The organism is Gemelliphila sp. 1F1, assembly GCF_056897515.1.
In genome coordinates this window covers 119,369-139,975 of sequence record NZ_JBXHBE010000005.1, presented here as the reverse complement: position 1 = coordinate 139,975, position 20,607 = coordinate 119,369, and the positions used below count along the sequence as shown (strand labels likewise).

The 20,607-nt window shown below is 28.1% G+C and carries 19 protein-coding genes; 5 read left to right on the top strand and 14 right to left on the bottom strand.

Annotated features, from left to right (window positions below; genetic code table 11):
* Nucleotides 1-525: 525 nt before the first annotated feature.
* The 5 genes from nadE to AC1XWJ_RS06140 form a co-directional block, all read right to left on the bottom strand.
* Nucleotides 526-1,350, bottom strand: a complete 825-nt coding sequence (gene nadE, locus AC1XWJ_RS06160) for an ammonia-dependent NAD(+) synthetase (protein ID WP_483335013.1) — start codon at nt 1,348-1,350, stop codon at nt 526-528.
* A gap of 11 nt (nt 1,351-1,361) precedes the next feature.
* Nucleotides 1,362-2,807 carry a nicotinate phosphoribosyltransferase gene (locus tag AC1XWJ_RS06155; protein WP_483335012.1) on the bottom strand — a complete coding sequence of 482 codons (1,446 nt, stop codon included), beginning with the start codon at nt 2,805-2,807 and terminating at the stop codon, nt 1,362-1,364.
* Nucleotides 2,808-3,608: 801 nt separating this feature from the next.
* Entirely contained in the window at nt 3,609-4,163 is a 555-nt protein-coding gene (locus AC1XWJ_RS06150) for a septum formation initiator family protein (protein ID WP_483335011.1), read from the bottom strand.
* Between the two features lie 15 nt (nt 4,164-4,178).
* Complete coding sequence (locus AC1XWJ_RS06145) at nt 4,179-4,439, bottom strand: RNA-binding S4 domain-containing protein (RefSeq protein ID WP_483335010.1); 261 nt, start codon at nt 4,437-4,439, stop codon at nt 4,179-4,181.
* Nucleotides 4,440-4,572: 133 nt separating this feature from the next.
* Nucleotides 4,573-5,802 carry an aminopeptidase gene (locus AC1XWJ_RS06140; RefSeq protein ID WP_483335009.1) on the bottom strand — a complete coding sequence of 410 codons (1,230 nt, stop codon included), beginning with the start codon at nt 5,800-5,802 and terminating at the stop codon, nt 4,573-4,575.
* A gap of 142 nt (nt 5,803-5,944) precedes the next feature.
* Between AC1XWJ_RS06140 and AC1XWJ_RS06135 the strand changes: the two genes are divergently transcribed.
* The 3 genes from AC1XWJ_RS06135 to AC1XWJ_RS06125 all read left to right on the top strand — a co-directional run bounded on the left by AC1XWJ_RS06135 (nt 5,945) and on the right by AC1XWJ_RS06125 (nt 7,829).
* Complete coding sequence (locus AC1XWJ_RS06135) at nt 5,945-6,433, top strand: VanZ family protein (protein WP_483335008.1); 489 nt, start codon at nt 5,945-5,947, stop codon at nt 6,431-6,433.
* Between the two features lie 16 nt (nt 6,434-6,449).
* Nucleotides 6,450-6,806: a Spx/MgsR family RNA polymerase-binding regulatory protein gene (locus tag AC1XWJ_RS06130; protein ID WP_483335007.1), complete on the top strand. Its 357-nt coding sequence runs from the start codon at nt 6,450-6,452 to the stop codon at nt 6,804-6,806.
* Nucleotides 6,807-7,364: 558 nt separating this feature from the next.
* Nucleotides 7,365-7,829 carry a DUF2004 domain-containing protein gene (locus AC1XWJ_RS06125; RefSeq protein WP_483335006.1) on the top strand — a complete coding sequence of 155 codons (465 nt, stop codon included), beginning with the start codon at nt 7,365-7,367 and terminating at the stop codon, nt 7,827-7,829.
* 94 nt (nt 7,830-7,923) lie between these two features.
* On the opposite strand, the gene selA is transcribed toward AC1XWJ_RS06125, so the two are convergent.
* The 6 genes from selA to selD are packed head-to-tail and all read right to left on the bottom strand — an operon-like array spanning nt 7,924 to nt 14,489.
* Nucleotides 7,924-9,312 (bottom strand): L-seryl-tRNA(Sec) selenium transferase, encoded by a 1,389-nt coding sequence (selA, locus tag AC1XWJ_RS06120; protein WP_483335005.1) that lies wholly within the window; start codon nt 9,310-9,312, stop codon nt 7,924-7,926.
* A gap of 21 nt (nt 9,313-9,333) precedes the next feature.
* A complete protein-coding gene (locus tag AC1XWJ_RS06115; RefSeq protein ID WP_483335004.1) occupies nt 9,334-10,488 on the bottom strand; it encodes an aminotransferase class V-fold PLP-dependent enzyme in 1,155 nt (384 codons plus the stop codon).
* Between the two features lie 26 nt (nt 10,489-10,514).
* Complete coding sequence (gene selB, locus AC1XWJ_RS06110; protein WP_483335003.1) at nt 10,515-12,392, bottom strand: selenocysteine-specific translation elongation factor; 1,878 nt, start codon at nt 12,390-12,392, stop codon at nt 10,515-10,517.
* A 14-nt stretch (nt 12,393-12,406) separates the two neighbouring features.
* Nucleotides 12,407-12,679, bottom strand: coding sequence for a putative Se/S carrier protein (locus AC1XWJ_RS06105; RefSeq protein ID WP_483335002.1), 273 nt, complete (start codon nt 12,677-12,679; stop codon nt 12,407-12,409).
* Between the two features lie 9 nt (nt 12,680-12,688).
* The gene (gene yedF, locus AC1XWJ_RS06100; protein ID WP_483335001.1) at nt 12,689-13,492 is read right to left on the bottom strand and encodes a sulfurtransferase-like selenium metabolism protein YedF; all 804 of its coding nucleotides are present in this window, start codon (nt 13,490-13,492) and stop codon (nt 12,689-12,691) included.
* 22 nt (nt 13,493-13,514) lie between these two features.
* The gene (gene selD / locus AC1XWJ_RS06095) at nt 13,515-14,489 is read right to left on the bottom strand and encodes a selenide, water dikinase SelD (protein WP_483335016.1); all 975 of its coding nucleotides are present in this window, start codon (nt 14,487-14,489) and stop codon (nt 13,515-13,517) included.
* Nucleotides 14,490-14,794: 305 nt separating this feature from the next.
* Here selD and AC1XWJ_RS06090 point away from each other — a divergent pair, with 305 nt between their 5' ends.
* Nucleotides 14,795-15,874, top strand: a complete 1,080-nt coding sequence (locus tag AC1XWJ_RS06090) for a M24 family metallopeptidase (protein ID WP_483335000.1) — start codon at nt 14,795-14,797, stop codon at nt 15,872-15,874.
* A 52-nt stretch (nt 15,875-15,926) separates the two neighbouring features.
* Here AC1XWJ_RS06090 and AC1XWJ_RS06085 read toward each other — a convergent pair whose 3' ends face one another.
* Nucleotides 15,927-16,862, bottom strand: coding sequence for an alpha/beta hydrolase (locus AC1XWJ_RS06085; RefSeq protein ID WP_483334999.1), 936 nt, complete (start codon nt 16,860-16,862; stop codon nt 15,927-15,929).
* A gap of 581 nt (nt 16,863-17,443) precedes the next feature.
* Here AC1XWJ_RS06085 and AC1XWJ_RS06080 point away from each other — a divergent pair.
* Nucleotides 17,444-17,890: a hypothetical protein gene (locus AC1XWJ_RS06080; RefSeq protein WP_483334998.1), complete on the top strand. Its 447-nt coding sequence runs from the start codon at nt 17,444-17,446 to the stop codon at nt 17,888-17,890.
* Nucleotides 17,891-18,029: 139 nt separating this feature from the next.
* Here the strand turns inward: AC1XWJ_RS06080 and folP are convergent, their stop codons facing one another.
* On the bottom strand, nt 18,030-18,833 hold the full coding sequence (gene folP / locus AC1XWJ_RS06075) for a dihydropteroate synthase (protein ID WP_483334997.1): 804 nt from the start codon (nt 18,831-18,833) through the stop codon (nt 18,030-18,032).
* Nucleotides 18,834-18,839: 6 nt separating this feature from the next.
* A complete protein-coding gene (locus AC1XWJ_RS06070; RefSeq protein ID WP_483334996.1) occupies nt 18,840-20,270 on the bottom strand; it encodes a bifunctional folylpolyglutamate synthase/dihydrofolate synthase in 1,431 nt (476 codons plus the stop codon).
* Nucleotides 20,271-20,607: the final 337 nt, after the last annotated feature.

The following is a 20,607-nucleotide window of genomic DNA, read 5'->3' as shown; positions in this document are numbered from 1 at the left end:
TCTCCAAATTACTTGTTAGCTTGATTAGCTCTCTTAAAAAAGTTTTTTTAGTTGTCTTTTCTTCAACTTCTTTTATCGGAATTAACGTTGACTTTTCGTTTAGTTTTCAATGTTCAAACGTTGCTTTTTGCAACTTTTATAGTTTATCATTTTTCTTTTTTTTTGTCAAGAACTTTTTCTATCTTTTTTTCTTAACATTCAATAAGTTTTTCTTTCTTATTGTTCGTCTCTCGTCAAGACTTTTATTATTCTATCATCTTCTTTTTCTTTTGTCAATATCTTTTTTTATTTTTTCTAATTTTTTTGAAAAATATATAACATTTCTAAGAAGATGTTCATAATTATATAGTTTTTATTTTTCTTTGTCAATAGTTATCATACATTTAACGAAAAAACACAAGAAAATCCATTATTCAAATAAATTTACTTGTGTTAATATTTAACTATTTCATTAATTATTAATATAGAAAAAAAGCTATGGAGCAGTAATTAAATTTTATAAACTTTACTTTTGTAAGGCTTATACTATTGTTGATAAAAATCAAATAACGATACTGGTAAGTTTCTTTTATGCTCTGATTTAATATAGTGTTTCTCTATAATATCTGTTATCTCTTTTGGAAGATCTTTTCCTTCTAAATAATCATCTATATTATCATAAGTTACTCCTAAAGCAACTTCATCAGCTAATGCTGGTTTATTATCTTCCAAATCTGCTGTCGGTGTTTTCGTATATAAGTGCTCTGGACAACCCAATTCCTTTAAAAGTTGCTTTCCTTGTCTTTTATTTAGACCATAAAGAGGAATTATATCTACTCCTCCATCTCCATACTTAGTATAAAATCCAGTTATTGCCTCTGCAGCATGATCTGTTCCTACAACAATTCCTCTATTCATAGTAGCAATAGAGTACTGAACTTTCATACGCTCCCTCGCTTTTTCATTACCTTTGGCAAAGTCGCTAATTTCTATCCCAGACTTTAATAAACTATTGTAACTAGCATCAACCGCTTCTTTTATATTAACAGTATATGTTACATCAGGTTGCATAAATTCCAATGCATCTTCACAATCTTCTTCATCAAATTGCTTACCGTAAGGTAATCTCACTGCTATTAATTTATAATTACTGTTGCCAGTTTCATTGCGGAGTTCATCAACTGCTAATTTACAAATTTTTCCACATAAAGTTGAATCTTGCCCTCCAGATACTCCAAGAACTAAACTTTCTATAAAAGGATTTTGTAGCAAATAATCTTTTAAAAATTTCTTTCTTCTTTCTATTTCTTCTATCGAATTAATAGTTGAATTACATTTTAATTTTTTTATTATTTCTTGTTGTAAAGTCATAACATACCCCTTTACTTAATATCTTTTTTCAACTCATTTAGAATTTTACTTCTATTTTCCCAGCACTTATAACTAAGATCAACCGGATAAAATTCTGGATTTAAAATACGTGTGTACTCCATCCAAAACTTTCCTTTGCTACTTTCAAAGTATTTTTTGCTATCTTCAACACTCGGCAAATTATAAACCTGCTGTCCATCTACAAAAATATCTTGATGTAAATCTATAGCTGTAAAATCTTCGACCTCTTTTGATAAATAGGTATGTGTAGGGTGGAATAATTTAATACTATCATAAGAAGTAACATCTTCATTTTCTAAAGCAATATAATCTCCTGCTGCCATCCCACTTTTATTATTTATTATTCTATAAACTCTCTTTATTCCTGGAGTTGTTAATTTTGCTGGATTTTCTGAAATTTTCAATCTATCTACCATATTTCCATTATCATCTTCCAAACAGACAAGTTTATACACACATCCCAAAGCTGGATTTTCATAAGCTGTAATTAATTTAGTTCCAACTCCCCAAACATCAACTTTGGCGTCTTGTTGTTTTAAGTGTGTAATAGTATCTTCATCTAAGTCATTAGAAGCTACTATTTTTGCGTCAGTATATCCTGCTTTATCGAGCATTTTTCTCGCTTCTTTTGATAAATAAGCTATATCTCCAGAATCCAATCTAATACCTTTAAAATTAATTTTATCTCCTAATTCATTAGCGACTGCTATTGCATTAGGAACTCCTGAACGCAACGTATCATAAGTGTCAACTAGAAAATAACAATCTTTATGATATTCTGCATATTTTTTGAATGCCACTTTTTCATCCTGATAAGATTGTACAAATGAATGAGCATGCGTCCCGCTACAAGGAATATCAAAAAGTTTTGCCGCTTTTACATTACTAGTAGCATCAAAACCTCCTATAATTGTTGCTCTAGCCCCCCAAATAGCTGCATCAAATTCGTGAGCACGTCTAGTTCCAAATTCCATACAAACTTCGTTAGGACATATATGTTTAATTCTAGCTGCTTTTGTTGCTATTAATGTTTGATAATTAACAATGTTCAAAATTGCAGTTTCTATTAATTGTGCTTGAATAAGTGGTGCTTCCATTCTAATTAATGGTTCGTTACCAAAAACAATCTCGCCCTCTCTTACAGAACGGACGCTTCCTGTAAACCTTAAATTAGCTAGATAATCTAAATAATCATTGTCATAACCTAAAGTAGACAAATAACTTATATCATCTTTAGTAAATTCAAACTCATTCAAATAGTCTATTATTTTTGCCAAGCCAGCAAACACCGCATATCCTCCACCAAAAGGAGCCTTCCTAAAATATACATCAAAATAAGATTTTCTAGTGTGTATTCCATCTTTAAAATAAACATACCCCATATTTATTTGGTAAAGATCTGTATGTAATGCATATCCGTCATATTTTTTATCCATACTAAGTATCTCCATTTTTCAATAAAAACTTATATTGCTATTTTATCACATTTTCTTAATTTTAGTACAATTTTTCTATAACTTATTTAAAATACCTTATTATAACTATAAAAATAACCCCGTTAAGTTACTATATTGAACTTTTGGGAGCAGTATTTCTCGCTTCTTTATTGATATTTTATATTATACCACATTTTCTTTCTCTATCTTTAGAAAGTATGTTTTCACTAGTTTTCTATCTTTTTCTTATTGTTACCATTTAAATTTTATGCTAATCTAAAGGTATAATAACGCAGATAAATTTATCCGCTAATTTTTAACATATAGATAAAAATAAATATTTATTATTTGTATTCAAGGGAGTGTATAATATGACAACTTTTGTAAATGAATATTTTTTATATATAGTTATTTTCATAGCATTAAATATATCACTTATATACAAACCTTCCAAAAAGAAAGTTTATATATCATTTAGTATAGTAACTGCAACATATTTCATAACATTACTTTTTTGCGAAAAATTGTTTAATTTTAAATATTATATATTGTACGCTATATCAATGATAGTTCTCTTAATATATACACATAAAAGAAAAATCAATATGTAAAAATAATATAGGGAGTTGATGACAAATGTCTGATTTTACTAGAAAGATATTTCTAACATTTTATCTTCTATTTTCTTTTACGATTTATCATAGATATAATGAATATGTTGGCCGTATTTTATTATTTATCGGTATAATTTTAATATGGATACCAAAAAAGAAGACCAAGTAGTCTTCTTTATTATCTTTATTATTCATTATTATTTTTATTGTTTTTATCGTCAGCATTATTAGAAGTATTAGTATTATCGTTGTTATTGTTTGTAGTTTTTTTGGATTCTTCTTTTTTCTTCTGTTCTTCTTTTGCTTTTAACAATTTATCAATAGCATCTTCATTTAATTGTTTAGAAGTATCTATTTCTCCATTATAGTTATTACTCATTACAGAATTTTCTTTTATCGGTAAATTAAAAATAATTTCTCCAGAATAACTTATAGAATACTCTTGACGAACTAAATCAGTAATAAAATATGGATCTTTTAGTTTGCTAATAATCACTTCATTATTTTTCTTATCTTGTTGCAGTTGTTCTAACTGTTGTTGTTGAGATTTTATATTAGATTCTACATCCTTTTTCTCTTGATAATAGAAAAAAGTTCTTATTAATGTTGCTGACAATATTACTAGACATACAGTTAAAATAATAGATACACGTCTTTTTCTATATTGTTCTTTTGCTCTACGTACATCTTGTCTAAAACTTTTGTCATTACGATTTATAGTTGTCTTTTTATTATCAGCCATTAAGAACTCTCCTTTCTATTCTTCTTTAGTTTTTTCTGATATAATTTTAAACATTTTTGAAGCATCTTCTTTTTTTGTACTGTCTTTTAGTTCCAATACTTCATATTCTACCTCTTTTTTCGCAAAAAATATTGTAATTATATCTCCTATCTTTAGCGGAGTTGACGCTTTAGCTGTTCTACCATTTACAGAAATATAACCTTTTTGACAAATTTCATTTGCTACAGTTCTGCGTTTTATTATTCTCGAAACTTTTAAAAATTTATCTACTCTCACTTGAAACTCCTTAACTACGAAAATTAAACTCTATATAATTATTACATATTAGTAAAAGTTACGCAAATATTTTTCTTATTTTCTAAAATAAAATCGAAGATAAGATTACTCTCATACTTCGACTTTATTTCTTTTATGACCAATTTCCATTAGTAAATATCGGTATTTCTCTATCGTCTTCTGTAATACCTACAATATTAGTAGTAGCATCTCCAATCATAAAATCAACGTGAATTAAACTATCGTTAGCTCCTGCATTAGCTAACTCTTCTTCTGACATATTTTCTCCATTTTCTAAACAAGTAGGATAAGCTTTTCCTAGCGCTATATGACAAGACGCATTTTCGTCATACAACGTTTCTAAAAATAGGATATTTGTATTTGATATGGGCGATTGGAACGGAACTAATGCTATCTCTCCGATACGTTTAGCACCTTCATCAGTATCTAATAAATTTTTTAATACTTCTTCTCCTCTTTTCGCGGCTACATCCACAACTTTTCCATTTTCAAATTTAACCCAGAAGTCGTCAATAATAACCCCAGCATAATTTAGAGGTTTTGTATTATAAACTATACCGTTAGTTTCATCTTTGTGTGGCAATGTAAACACTTCTTCAGTAGGTATATTAGCAACAAATCTTTGACCTGTTTTTCCTGCAATACTTCCTGCACTTTGCCAAATATGACCTTTAGGTAATCCTACATATAAATCTGTTCCATTCTCACTCGTAATATGGATTTGTTTAAATTTACTATTGTTCAAGAATTGTCCTTTTTCATCCAGAACTTTAATATGATTTTCCCAATTTTCTATTCCATCTCCATCAACTCGACAAGCACTTAATATTAAATCCCATAATTTTAAATACGCGTCTTCATCAGAAAGCTCTGGGAAAAGTTTTTTAGCCCACGCTACCGAACTTGCTGCAGCCACATTCCAAGGACATTCATTATTCATCATCGCACTCATATAATTACGTAACGCTTTTGATCTAGCTACCATTGATGTTTTTAACTTATCTTTATCAACATCTGCTAAAATATCTGGATCATCACTAATTATTGAAATAAATGCAGCTCCATTTTTAGCATCTTCTTCATATTTTTCAACAAACCAATTAGGTATTTCTTGCAAAGTTTCCTTAGTTTCATAAGTTAATTTCTGTTTCGCTAATTTTTTATCTCCCCACTCTATATCAACTGTCTTTGCACCTAATTTATAACATTCTTCAGATACTGCCAAAGCAAAATCTCTAGCTTCTATACTTGAGCGAATTACAACTTTTTGTTCTTTTTGAACGTTTATTCCTATTTTAGCTACAACAGCAGCATAATTTTGTATTCTTTCTTGTAATGTCATAAGCCTCACTCCTTATTAATTATTTTACATATATTATAACAAAATATCTGATAATTTTAAACCTATTTCTGTAAATATATAACTTTAATTATCCTGTTTTCTATGTTATAATGGTACATATTTTTGCAAAGTAGGAATTTTTATGACAACCAATAAAGATTTAATAATTACAAAAATTTTATTTACTATATACATAATATTTCTAACGTGGATTATTATTTTCAAAATGGAATCAAACATAATAGAATTTTTATCAGATCCTATTAATCGTACAATCAATATAACTCCCTATGAATATATGAATCCTATGGAAGTATTCTTAAATATCTTAATATTTATTCCCTTTGGGATATATTCTAGTTCAACTATGCCTAACAATAGTAATTTTTGGAAAATATTTTTAGCATTTTCTCTAAGTTTATTTTATGAGACAACTCAATTTATTTTCGCCATAGGCATGAGCGACATTACTGATCTGATAGATAATACTTTAGGAGCTATTATAGGTATAATAATTTATAAAATTTTAAATTCATTATTCGAAAAATATACCGAAAAAATTATTAATATTATTTCAATAACTATTATGTTTATTTTTATTTATATTATTTACAAATATTCTTTAGTTTAAAGGAGAAAAAACAATTATGAAAATTTACGAATACCCTAAATGTTCTACTTGTAGAGCAGCTAAAAAATTTATAACTGAAAAAAATATTAACGCACAATTTATAGATATAACAAAAGAACAACCTACAAAAGTAGATATCAACAAAATTTTAGAACAATTTGATATAGATTTAAAAAATTTATTTAATACTAGTGGAATTAAATATAGAGAATTAAATTTAAAAGACAAGTTACCAACACTTACAAAAGATGAACAAATTGAAATTTTATTAAGTGATGGAATGCTTATAAAACGTCCTCTAGCTTATGATTTTTATAAAAACATTTTATTAATAGGATTTAAACCTGACATTTGGGAAGCTACTATTTTATAATATAGTAACATCCCTTAAAATAATAAAATTTACTTACGAGAACTACTACTTAATATATAAGGGTAGTTCTTTATTTTTTTGAAAATTTAATTTTATGATATAATGAAAGTGTACCCAATATTTTTATCATATAAAAAGTTAGAATTTATTATCTTTAAGTTTGGAGGTAAAAAATATGAACAAACTATCTATACCCCATAGAATAATTATATTTGTAACACTACTACTTCTAATAACAGTTTTTTGGTATTTAAGTTTTAAAAATATTACAATTTTATTTGCGTTAATACCCGGATTAGTTTCTACCTTATTCCCAAACAAAAAGATTAGAGAAAAAAACGACACATATATTTTAGATACAAAAAATTTAAAGTTCTACTATTTAATATCAACTATAACTTCTATATTAATTATATGTATATTAATTGCGCATTACACAATTGATTACAAAATATTTGTGATAATATTAATATGGATTTTAGCTCCTATAATATTATCAATAAAAACTAAAAAATAACATGTTTTGTTTCACATGAAAATAATAGGAGAAAAATAGAAATGAATAAAATTACCCATTATTTCTTTGGTATTATTGACGTAGAACGAGGAGTAGACAACAACTTCGATGATGATGTTATTGTAATTTGGGAAGATAAATACAAAGGAATACCCACAACACTTTGGTATGATAAATCATATAATTTAACATTGTCTATTTTAGACACTTTTTCAAAATTCTTAATAGATTTTGAAAAATATAAAAACAATGTACTTATTGCTTTGGAGAATTATTTAAAAGAAAACAATGATTATATAATTTTTCATAAAGAAGAATTAGAGATAAACGTTCCAACAAATATTAATTCTTTTATAGAAAATATTAAAATAGATAGTATATCTCTATGGCTAGGAGAAAATTTTATAAGCATTGATTTTATGATAGATCCAGATTTAAGTGATGAAATACTTTGTATAAAATACAATAGTTGCTTAGAAATCGAGAACATATCTTGGGAGAGTTAAAAGTTATTTTTTATAATCTATTACTTAATACTAATAAAAGACAAGACTTTATGCCTTGTCTTTTATTAGTTATTATGGTTTTAATATATAATCTTTATTTTACGTCCAATATATCTTTTAAATTATTGACAACTATATCAAATTCACTAGTTCTAAGAGTACGCATATCTAAAATTATGCTATTATCTTTTATTCTAGTAATTACTGGAATATCTACATCAACTAATAAACTTCTCTCTAATTCTGTAGCTAATTTATTTCTATGCGTCAATTTAACCGCCACACTATCTAAATAACTGGCTGGATAACTTCCACCACCTACTTCTGCTTTATCTTCTATAATTTCTACATCAAAATTTAAGCTAACTACTTTTTCTACAAATTTTTGAGCTTTTTCTTGTAGTCTATCTTTTGAAATTGAAATCATATGAAGTGTAGGTATCTCTTCTAACGCTCTCTTTTCATCTAAATATATGCTTAATGTTGCTTCCAATGTAGCAATAGTCATTTTATCAACACGCAAAGCTCTCGTTAGTTGATTTTTTTTCATTTTATCTATATATTGCTTTTTACCGACAATTATTCCCGCTTGTGGACCACCTAATAATTTATCACCACTAAATGTAACTATATCAATTTCACTGTCCAAAACTTCTTTAACTGTAGGTTCATAAGGAAGTCCATATTTTCTAAAATCTACCAACTGACCGCTTCCCAAATCATTAATAGAAACTAAGTTATTCTCTTTAGCTAGACTTGCAATTTCTTGATTACTTACTTCCTTTGTAAATCCTAAAATTTTATAATTACTTGTATGAACTTTCAGTAGGGCTGCTGTATTCTCGTTAATTTGTTCTTCATAATCACGTAAATGTGTTTTGTTAGTAGTTCCTACTTCTTTCGGTATTCCACCACTAAGTTTTATAATTTCAGGTATTCTAAAGGCTCCTCCTATCTCTACTAGTTCCCCTCTTGAAACGATAATTTCTCTTTCATTAGCTAAAGTGTTCAATGCTAACATAACTGCTGCTGCGTTGTTGTTTACTACTAAAACCGCTTCTGCACCAGTTAATCTTTTTATAACTTCTGTTAAGTGATCGTATCTACTTCCGCGTGATTTTTCTTCTATATTAAATTCTAAATTAGAATAATTAAAAGCTACATCTACTAAATTCTTTTTTACACTCTCACTAAGTAAACTTCTCCCTAAATTTGTGTGAAGTATAGTTCCAGTTGCATTTATTACTCTTCTTAATGAATGTTTACTTTGCTTAGCTAATTGATCGACTAAATTATCTATCAACAAATCTATACTAGGTAGCTCAGTTATATAGCCTTTCAAAATATTAGAACGCAACAAATCAATTTCTTTTTTTACGACATCTTTGACAAATATTTCAGGATATCTTGCTAAAGATGCTTTTATTTTGTCATTTAATAATATTTTATTAATTGACGGCACTTGCGATAACAATTTTTTCATTATCTTCTCCTTTTATCAAAATTAGTTTAATTCACTGGATATTTTTGTAATAGCATCTATTGCATAATCAATTTCATCTTCTGTCGTCATACTAGAGAAAGAAAATCTAACTATCCCTTGTTCTACTGTACCAAAATGTTCGTGCATAAGAGGAGCACAATGTGAACCTGCCCTTATTGCTATATTGTAATTTTCAAATAGCTCTTCTGCAATATCACTAGATGATACACCTTTAAAGTTAAGGGCAACTGTGGCAGTTTTTGGAGAATTAAAGTTGCCATAAAATTCTATATTAGATAAATGTTTTATACTATTGTAAAATTTATTGGCAAAAGATAATTGTTTATTGTACAAATTATCAATTCCATTGTTTAATATGTACTTTATCCCTTCTCCAAGTCCTGCTATACTAGGGGTGTTATGTGTTCCCGCTTCTAGTCGCTCTGGATAATCTTGTGGTTGACTTTTCTCAAACGTCTTTATACCACTACCACCTACATTATAAGATTTTATATCTAAATTAGTATTACCTATACACAAGCAGCCTACCCCTTGAGGAGCGAACAAACTCTTGTGCCCTGTAAAGCAATATAAATCTATACCTAACTTCTCTATTTTTGTATCTATAACCCCCGCAGCTTGAGAGCCATCTACTAATAACAATATATTGTGTTTTTTACATATTGAAATTATTTTTTGTAAATCTACAATATTTCCCGTTAAATTAGATGCTTGAGTTATAGCTAACAATTTTGTATTGTTTTTTATATATTTTTCTATGGAATCATAAAGAACGACACCATACTCATCACTAGCTACAATAGAATAATCAATATTTTCGTTAGCTGCTAGTTGATAAATAGGTCTTAAAACAGAATTGTGTTCCATTTTAGTAGTTATAATATGATCTCCTTGCCTAACAACACCTTTTATTGCCATATTCAACGCTTCTGTGGCATTATTAGTAAATATTACTCGTTTTTCATCACTTATCCCAAACAAGTCTGCTACTAATTTTCTAGTTTTGTAAATTTCTAAAAAAGCATTGTTAGCTTCCTTATAACTTCCACGAGATGGATTGGCGTATTTTCCAGAAGATAATATTTCATAAACTTTTTTGGCAACAGCTTCTGGTTTTTTCAAAGATGTTGCTCCGTAATCAAAATAGTAAGTCATACTTTTCGCCCTTTCTTAAAATGATATTATTTATTTAATACTCGGTAATTTTCTACCCTTCTAGTTAAGCCTTGTTTATCCATATATTCCAAAATTGCCATAGAATATCTACGACTAGACCCTGTCATATCTCTAAATTCAGCCAATGTCATCTGATCACTATTTTTGAAATGATTGGTTACTTTATCAACAGCATCATTATAAACATCAATATGCAGTACTAAATCTTCATCTAATTTAACGATACTATCTCCTATAAGAGAATCTAGCAATTCAGTAGTAGCTCGTACCCCTTTAGTTAAATCTTTTATACTTGGTGGGGTAAACTTAGCATCAAGTAGCTGTTTTTCTATTCTTTTCTTTTCGCTAAGTTGCTTACTATCATATTTTACAGAAAAATCTAATAAAGAAACAAAATTGTTATTTGCTTTCAATTCTTTATTATCTATTAATAACTCTATTAGTGTTGCTACTTCTTTCGCATTAAGTTTAAATTTAGATAGCAATTCTACCTTAGGTATTCCTATCTTTAACTTGAATTTTTTGTGATAGTCTTCAATAACATTTAACATTTTTTCTTTTATATCATCATACTTTCTAATGTGTATATATTGATTAGCTATTTTATAGACTATTTTTGAATTTACTAGGTTATTAAGTTCTACACTAATTACTTCTTCTGATTGTTCTAAATTCTTTGCTACATCCTCTATATCTACTAGATAACTATGACTACTTAATAAATAATTAGCTATTAAATCCTGAATGCTTCCTTCTGACTGAATTTTTAATTTTGATAAAACTTCCTCATTGAAGCGGCTATGTTTGTTCGGATTAACATCTAATATTACTCCTCCCCCTATTGTTACCATAGGAGAATATGTTCTTATAATAAATTTATCATAATTTTTGACGGCAATTTCTTCTTCTAACCTTAACTGAACAAAACCTTTATTGCCAGGTTCTAGTGAATCTATTCCTAACGGAACAACTCTTGCCATTACTTCGGTAGTTCCTATATAAACTCGCACTCTATCCCATAGTTCTAAGTTATAATCAGAATTATTAATAATAGAAATCTCTGTATCTATCATATAAGTTTTTGTAAGAGTATTTGGTGTTGCTAAAGTATATCCTCGTCGTGTATCCTCAAATTTTATATTACTAAGGTTAATAGCTGTTCTTTGTCCTGCAAATGCAGTTTGTACATCTTCCGAATGCACTTGAATACTTCGAACTTTTGTTTTCTTATTGTGAGGATAAATAGCTAGCTCATCTCCTACGGATATAGTCCCTTCTAATAAAGTTCCTGTAACTACTGTTCCAAAACCTCTCACTTGGAAAGATCTATCTATATTTAATCGTGCATTTTTTGATTCCTTTATTTTTGCTATATCTTCTGTTTTGTTATCTATAGTTTCTAGTAGTTTAGGTATTCCTTTTTTACTTATAGAATCTACTTCAATAATAGGACTGTTTTCTAATTTTGTTCCTTTTATAAATTCTTTAATATCCTCTACTACTAACTCTCTATATTCATCGTCTACTAAATCTATTTTAGTAACTACTACTATATAATTTTCTATTCCTAGTAGAGACAAAATATCAATATGCTCTCTAGTTTGAGGCATTATTCCTTCTCGAACATCTACTAACAGCAATACGAGATTAATTCCACTTACCCCTGCTAACATATTCTTTATAAATTTTTCGTGTCCGGGAACATCTACCACTCCACAACGTTTACCACTAGGTAAATCAAAATACGCAAAACCTAGATTTATCGACATACCTCTTTCTTTTTCTTCTACAGTAGTATCAGTTTCTATCCCACTTAATGCTTTGATAAGAGTTGTTTTTCCGTGATCAATATGACCAGCCGTTCCAATTATTACATTGTTCATAACAAACCTCTCTCCTAATTTTTATTTTCGTATAATAATATTACTTCTCTTTTAATTCCTTTTTTCTTTGAATAATATAGAGCTTTGTAAGGTATATTTTCTGTTTCTAATAACCTTATTAAATCTGCAAAATTGTTCCACTCTATTTTCATCATAAAGCCACAGCCTAGCGATATACTAGGATGTGTTGGTATCAAACTAGCATTAACAGCCTTTTCTAAACATAAATTATCTGCCTTTATAGAATCGTGTGTACTGTTAAATACTATTAATCCTTCTTCTATCATTAAAATCTCCTAAGGTCTTATTATTCTGTTCGCTTTTCTCATATCTTCTACTATAAAGTACATATTAGTTGGGTTACCCACAGCAAGTTCTATATTATGATAGTCTATGCACGCTCCGCAACATACTATCTCTACACCTTGATTTTCTAATTCTATCAATTCAGCTAATACATGACTTCTTTTTTTATCAACAAGAACAGAACCATCATTATAAAATATTATTTTCTTCGGCAAAACTTCTTGTTCAGTAAGAGCATAAATGTATGCTTTTATAAGTCTTGTCCCTAATTCTTCGCTACCATGACCCATAATTTTTTTATTAATTACCACAATATAACTGTCATCCTCTTTGGTAACTACTTTTTCTTGCTGTTCATTAGAAACAGTATTTCCCTTTTCTAGTGTAACTTTATAATGTTCATCTTTTTTTTCGATATTTATATTATAATTATTTTTTGTAGCAAAATTTTCTAAATTTTGTACGTTACTTTCATCTTTTACAAGAACTTCTACTATATTTTCTGTTTCTAATACTCTACGTGCTTGAGTAACCGGTACTACGCAACTATCAGCTAATGTATCTATTACGACATTGCCTATATTTTCTTTCGAGATAGTAACGTTGTATTCCTCATCAGAAACTTTATCTACATTTATGTAGTAACCTAATTGCGTTGCCAATTTTTCTAAATTTTGTGTTGCAACAAAGTTGTCAACAATAGTTTCAACTTTGTCATATTCATTCAATAATTTTTTTGTCTTTACTACTGGTAGAGGACAAGTTAGACCTCTAGCATCCAATTTTGTTTCCATAACTAGTAACTCCTTAATTAAATTAATTTACTATTACATCTTTTTCTTGGCGATTTATTACTCTACCTACTATTGAACTTTTTATTTCTAACTTGTTTAATTTGTCTAACATCTCCGAAGCATATTTCTCTGGAACACTTATTAATAAACCTCCAGAAGTTTGAGGATCAAATAATATTTCCTCAATAGCAAAGTCATTTACTCGAAAGTCCACTTTATCTTGTAAATAATTTCTATTTAATTGTCCTCCTGCTGTTATTATAAAATTATTAGCACAGTCATAAGCCTCTGGTAACATCGGAACATCTTTTGCAAAAATTTCCGCAGAGTATTTACCGTCTAACATTTCTACTAAATGTCCTAAAAATCCAAAACCTGTTATGTCTGTACAACTATTAACAGGATATTCTTTCATTACTTCTGCTGCATATTTATTAAGAGTTGTCATTTGTTTAACACACTCTGCAAATGTTTCTTCACTACACTCTTTTAACATATGTGCTGAATTAATAATACTAACACCTAAAGGCTTTGTTACTATTAGTAAATCTCCTAACTTACAATTATTATTCATAAGTATCTTATCTGGATGAATAGTTCCAGTTACCGATAATCCATATTTAGGTGTTGAGTCATGTATCGAATGTCCTCCTGCCAGTACTCCTCCAGCTTCATGGACTTTTTCCGCTCCACCTTTCAAAATTTGATGCAAAATTTCCATATCCATTTTCTCAGGAAAAGCTACTATATTTAATGCTGAAATAACCTCTCCTCCCATTGCATACACATCACTTAACGCATTAGTTGCTGCAATTTGCCCGAAAAGATAAGGGTCATTAATCATCGTCGTAAAAAAATCTAAAGTTTGGATTATCGCTTTATCATCTGATATTTTATATACTGCTGCATCATCAGATGACTCATATCCTACTATTAAATTGCTATCTTCTTTTTTTGGTAAATCACTCAACAAGTCAGAAAGAGCTCCCGGCCCAATCTTAGAGTTTCAACCTCCACAAACTATCATATTTAAACTCTTGTTTTCCATACAGCTCTCCTTTCTTACATTTTATAACAATATTATACTATGTATTTAATATTTTAGAAAGTTCTTTCAATTATTTATTAATTTACAAAAAATAATTATTTAACAATAAAAACTAAACCGCAAGCCTTAGGTATAACAATAATAGAATATTTTTTAAAATAATTAAAACATTTCCAATAGTTACATTGTCAAACTATACACGTTAGTGCTATAATAAATAATGACAATATTATTAAAATTTAAAGGAGTTTACTATGAAAAAAGAAAGAGTAAATAAAGTTTTAACAAAAATGGCCGAAGAAAATATTTCTCAGGCTATAATCAGTGATCCTATGTCAATCTTCTACTTAAGTGGTTTAATGCTTCATCCGGGTGAAAGATTATTTTGCTTACTTCTAGATCAAAACGGCGACCACAAACTTTTTGTCAATGCGTTATTCCCAATAGAACAAGACTTAGGAATTGAAAAAGTTATTTTCTCAGACACAGATGATTCTGTATCAATTTTGGCTAATAACCTTAAAAACGGAGCTACTATCGGTATAGATAAAGTTTTTCCTGCTAGATTTTTATTACCATTAATAAACAATTTGAAAGAAAACAAATTTACAGATATTTCTATTATCGTAGACAAAATTCGTATGATTAAAGACCAAGATGAAATAAATGCTATGCGTCTAGCTTCAAAACTTAATGATGAAGCCTGTCAATTAGTAATTAATAGCATATCAGCAGAAAAATCAGAATTAGATATAGTAAAAGATTTAATGGCTATTCACGAAAAATTAGGTGTTGACGGAGTATCTTTTGATCCAATTATAGGATACGGAGCTAATGGAGCTAACCCTCATGGAGAACCAGGGAATAGATATCTAAACGATGGAGATGCTATAATTGTGGATATGGGTGGCGTCAAAAATAATTATTGCTCTGATATGACACGTACTGTCTTTTGGAAAACTCCTAGCGAAAAAGCAAAAGAAGTATTCAATATAGTATTAGAAGCTCAAAAACGTGCAGTATCTATAGTAAAACCGGGAGTTAGATTCTGCGATATCGATGCAGCCTGCCGTGATTACATAACAGAAAAAGGCTACGGCGAATTCTTTACACATCGTACAGGACATCATATTGGACTAGAATGCCATGAATACGGAGATATATCTTCTATAAATGAAACTCCTTGTGAACCGGGTATGATATTCTCTATTGAACCGGGTATCTATCTACCGGGAGAATTTGGTGTGAGAATTGAAGACTTAATTTTGGTAACTGAAGATGGATACGAAAATCTAAATAGTCTAAACAAAGAATTAGTAATAATTGGAGAATAATACAAAAAATAACTATCCTCTATTTTTTAAGGATAGTTATTTTTATTTCTATTTATTTAAAAGTTTTTGCCAAAAAGTTATCTATATAAGTCCAATATTCCTCATTGTATATCCTTTCTGCTTGGCAATGCTTTGCCCCTTTAAAAATATATATCTCTTTGTCTGACGTCAATAAATTATATGCAGTTTCACTATTACTCAAAGGTACAAATCCGTCCTTATCTCCGTGTAAAATTAAAGCAGGAAGTTTTGTACTCTTCAAAGCTTCTGTTGCATCTACATCTCCAAAGTTATAACCTGCTCTAACTTTCGTAACTAAATTAGATAACGGAATAACAGGAAACTCAGGCAAGCCAAAAAGTTTATCTAACTGATAAACAAATTCCTCTTTTAAGTTTATATAACCACTATCTTCGATAAATCCTACTACATTGCTAGGTAACCCCTTGTTCAAAGAATTCATAGTTGTAGCTGCTCCCATACTTATACCAAATAACATTATAGGTGGATTGTTATGCTCGTTAGATATTTTTTTTACCCAATTAACAAGATCATCAGAATCATATCCTCCCATAGCGTACGCATTTCCCTCGCTCTTGCCGTGAGCCACTAAATCTGGAGCAAATACGTTATATCCTCTATCATAAAAAGACTTAATATAATTTGACATTTGCTTTGCACTAGTTGTAAATCCATGAGTAACTACTACCCACTTATTATTTTCTGCATCACTTTGGACAAAGCTATATCCAACAATCTTGTTTCCTGTTACCGAGGTACTAACATATTCTTTTTTATTATTATCAAACCATTTTTGATTCTCTTCTGTTCTAGGATCTACTACACCATCACTATCTTGTGAAGCAACCGCAGATTTATCCACATTTGGATTTAAAGCAAAATTATAAAAATAATTACCCGTGAATAATCCTCCTAACAAGAGTATAGCTAATATTGATGCTACAATTATTTTGTAATATTTCTTCATAGCTTAATTCCTTTCAAGAATAAGTAAACTTATAAATTTACTAATAAATTTATAATAATTAGTATATAACTTATCGACCAAAAAGTAAACTATAAACTTAACTAATTTGTTAGAGATTATATAAATTGAAAAACTATCTCCCTATCTAAATACTGATATAATAGGATTTTAATAATTTTCAAAATCTAGATATTTCTTTAAAAATCTAAATCTAAAATACAGTATCTAGTACATACAAATAAAGTAATAATTAATACATAGTTTAAAATCTGATTCTTTTTAGTTTATAACAAATACTATATGATAACAGAAATTTTTAACTGTTTTTTCATTTGTATTATTACTTCTGTTTCTTAATAATTTCTTTTTCTGTATACTTCCGCAATATAAAAGAGTAAGTTTGATTTTTTATTGTTATACACATCTTATAAACAATGTTTATCTTACCATCTGTTTTTCTTATTGATTACAAAAGTTTTCTATGTTATTGTTAAAATGTAGCTTATTAATAAGCATTTATAATTTTTATGTAGTTAAAAATGTAGTAAGACACCAAAAATTTATTATAAGGATACATAACTATGATTACAAAAATACTATTAATCTTAGTGATAGGTATAAATATGGGAAATATGTGCGATGAAATATCAAGAAGGAATAGTTTGAAAAAATTTCACAATTTTACTATATTAAAATTAGCTATATTAATAACAATAATAGTAAATTTAATAAATATATATTTTAAATTTTATATAATAAATAGAGAGAATATAGCTAGTTCTATGCTTATAACATATTTTTCAATATCCGCTATTAATATATTAAGAATAGAGTGTTCAGAAATAATAAAAAATAAACAATATATAATATTCATTCCAAGTATAATCTACATAGTTTCTGCATATATATACTTATTCTTTGGTAGAATATTAAACATAGAAACTAAATTAAACCATATGGATATAGTATCTATATCTATATTAATATTAATATTCAATATAATAGGAAAAATAATAAAAAAATTATAAAAAATATACTATTAAAAAGGGTCTTATATTAGACTCTTTTTACAGATTAGATACATCTAATAAAAAAAACGTTGAAATACATTAATTTCAACGGTTCTTTTATTGTTAACACACTTTAAAGATAATTACCAAAAAATTATTAGTTATTTATTACTTTATGTGAAAGTAACATCTCATTCATTACTTTCACATTATGCATTCTAACAATGCTAGCTCCTTTTTTGATAGCTTCTAATGATAGGGCTGCACTAACTACATCTCTATCTTTTGGTAGGCTATTTCCACCCAAAATATAATCTATTGTTCTTTTTCTACTGGCTGCATATAGAGTAGTAAAACCTAATTCAGTCAAATATTCTAAATTCTTAGTTATAGCTATATTATTTTCGGCATTTTTATTAAAACCTATTCCCGGATCTAGTATAATATTTTTGCTAGATACTCCAGCGTTTAAACAAATATCAATGCTTTCTTTAAGACTAGATATAACATCGTCTATTTCTCTGCCTTCTCTTACAGTATCATTATGCATTAAGATAATAGGAACATTATATTTAGCAGCTACCTCTGCCATATCGTTACCCTTTGCACCATAGACGTCATTAATAATATCCACACCATTATCTAATGCAAATTCTGCTACATCTTTTTTATAAGTATCAATACTCAACAATACATCTGGAAATCTCTTTCTTATTGTAGGCAAAATAGATTGTAATCTTGATATTTCTTCTTCTACTGTAACTTTAGTTGCTTCTGGTCTAGTAGACTCACATCCTATATCAATAATATTCGCTCCATCTTCTAACATTTTCTCTATTTGTAAAATGGCACTATCTTCACTATAAAAATCTCCTCCATCAGAAAAAGAATCAGGAGTAAAATTCAAAATTCCCATTACCAAATATTTATTATCTTCTAATTGTTTCTGCAACTTGTTCATAAATTTTTACCTCTGCTCTAATAATTTTTTTCTAACTGCTGATATTAAATATAGCGAACCACTTACTACTAAAGTTTCATTATCTTTTAAATTTTTTGTAATTTTATTCAAAGCTTCCTCATAATTATCAAACACTACTACATTACTTGTAAAAGCTTCTGCTAAATCATTAACACTACTTTCTTTTATGTTTATCGGGACAGGAACTACAAAAATTTCACTACTTATGCTTTCAAGTATTTTTGCCATATCTTTATAATCTTTATCAGACAATATACCTACCAATAATTTAATATTCTTTAACTTACTTCGTTCAATATAATGAACCAAACTATTAATACCATCAATATTATGCGCTCCGTCTAGCAAGATATTATCAGCTATCCACTCTAGTCTACCTGCCCAAACAGTCTGTTCAATACCCGTTCGTATCTCTTCATCGGATAACACTATCTTATTTCTTAAACGTAAATTTTCTAAAGCTAATATGGCTAGACTAGCATTAAATATTTGATGTTCTCCCAACATTTTTATTTTTATATCCTTATATTTCAAAAAATTAAAAATACTATGTTTTGCCGTAACTACTTTTACTACTACACTATTTTTATCTAAAAGTGTCAAATTAACATTGTTAATAGATGCTACTTCTTCTATAACGGTACAAACTTCTTGTGAATTAGGATATAAAATAACATTATCATTTCGTTGTATAATTCCTGCTTTTTCAAAAGCTATTTTTTCTATACTATTCCCTAAAATGTTTGTATGATCCAAACCTATTTTTGTAATTATAGACAATTCTTTCTTAGAAAATACATTTGTTCCATCAAATCTTCCTCCAAGTCCTACTTCCATAACTACAAAATCTACATCATTTCTAGCAAAATAATTAATTGCAACTACCGTAAGAATTTCAAAAAAAGATAAATTATCGTTACTGTTTGGAAAATTTTGCTGCCATAAATCCTCTACTTCTCGATATAAATTATACATTTCGTAGTAACTAATATATTGATTATTTATCCTTATTCTATCATTAAAGCTAACTATACCGGGACTAGAATACATACCTACTCTATATCTCTTAGAAAGAGTAGTTGTAATATAAGAACTTACAGAACCTTTGCCATTGGTACCGGCTATATGAATAACTTTTAATTTTTTTTCTGGATTTCCAAACAATTTCAAAATTTCTGTCATTCGATGCAATCCTAGTTTCATACTACTACGTTCAACTTTTGATATAGAGTTTATAATTAAATCTTCACTTATTTCTTCCAAAAGTAACGTAACTTCATTTGACGTAGGTAACTCTAATAAATTGTTATAAAGAGTTTCCAAACTATTACAATTAAAAGCGTCCAATACAGCAGATTCATTCCCCATCTTATTAAATTTTAAAAAAATTTTTTTATACAACTCTATTTTGTTCATGGTTAAATAACTCCTTAGGATAATAGCTTAATTTTACTATGAACTTATTTTCTATGCAAGACAATTTCTATAAAATACATAGTATTATATACAATTAAAATCTTTAATTATAAACATTTTCTATTGCAGTCTAGTTGTATAAAACTACATCAAAAAATAAATTTCGTATACTTTTTCGTATAGTTTTTTAAAAAATACTTTTTACAAATACTAGGCACTTTTCAGGCACAAAAAAAAGCCCACTGGGCTGCAGGCTTTAAAATAATTGAGATAAGTTCAATTATTATGTAGATTTAGAATTTTATTATAGCATACGTTTTATTTTTTATCAATCTAT

Coding starts and splice junctions, on each gene's coding strand:
- nadE (WP_483335013.1), bottom strand. CDS start 1,350: ATGACTTTACAACAAGAAATAATAAAAAAATTAAAATGTAATTCAACT.
- AC1XWJ_RS06155 (WP_483335012.1), bottom strand. CDS start 2,807: ATGGATAAAAAATATGACGGATATGCATTACATACAGATCTTTACCAA.
- AC1XWJ_RS06150 (WP_483335011.1), bottom strand. CDS start 4,163: ATGGCTGATAATAAAAAGACAACTATAAATCGTAATGACAAAAGTTTT.
- AC1XWJ_RS06140 (WP_483335009.1), bottom strand. CDS start 5,802: ATGACATTACAAGAAAGAATACAAAATTATGCTGCTGTTGTAGCTAAA.
- AC1XWJ_RS06135 (WP_483335008.1), top strand. CDS start 5,945: ATGACAACCAATAAAGATTTAATAATTACAAAAATTTTATTTACTATA.
- AC1XWJ_RS06130 (WP_483335007.1), top strand. CDS start 6,450: ATGAAAATTTACGAATACCCTAAATGTTCTACTTGTAGAGCAGCTAAA.
- AC1XWJ_RS06125 (WP_483335006.1), top strand. CDS start 7,365: ATGAATAAAATTACCCATTATTTCTTTGGTATTATTGACGTAGAACGA.
- selA (WP_483335005.1), bottom strand. CDS start 9,312: ATGAAAAAATTGTTATCGCAAGTGCCGTCAATTAATAAAATATTATTA.
- AC1XWJ_RS06115 (WP_483335004.1), bottom strand. CDS start 10,488: ATGACTTACTATTTTGATTACGGAGCAACATCTTTGAAAAAACCAGAA.
- selB (WP_483335003.1), bottom strand. CDS start 12,392: ATGAACAATGTAATAATTGGAACGGCTGGTCATATTGATCACGGAAAA.
- AC1XWJ_RS06105 (WP_483335002.1), bottom strand. CDS start 12,679: ATGATAGAAGAAGGATTAATAGTATTTAACAGTACACACGATTCTATA.
- yedF (WP_483335001.1), bottom strand. CDS start 13,492: ATGGAAACAAAATTGGATGCTAGAGGTCTAACTTGTCCTCTACCAGTA.
- AC1XWJ_RS06090 (WP_483335000.1), top strand. CDS start 14,795: ATGAAAAAAGAAAGAGTAAATAAAGTTTTAACAAAAATGGCCGAAGAA.
- AC1XWJ_RS06085 (WP_483334999.1), bottom strand. CDS start 16,862: ATGAAGAAATATTACAAAATAATTGTAGCATCAATATTAGCTATACTC.
- AC1XWJ_RS06080 (WP_483334998.1), top strand. CDS start 17,444: ATGATTACAAAAATACTATTAATCTTAGTGATAGGTATAAATATGGGA.
- folP (WP_483334997.1), bottom strand. CDS start 18,833: ATGAACAAGTTGCAGAAACAATTAGAAGATAATAAATATTTGGTAATG.
- AC1XWJ_RS06070 (WP_483334996.1), bottom strand. CDS start 20,270: ATGAACAAAATAGAGTTGTATAAAAAAATTTTTTTAAAATTTAATAAG.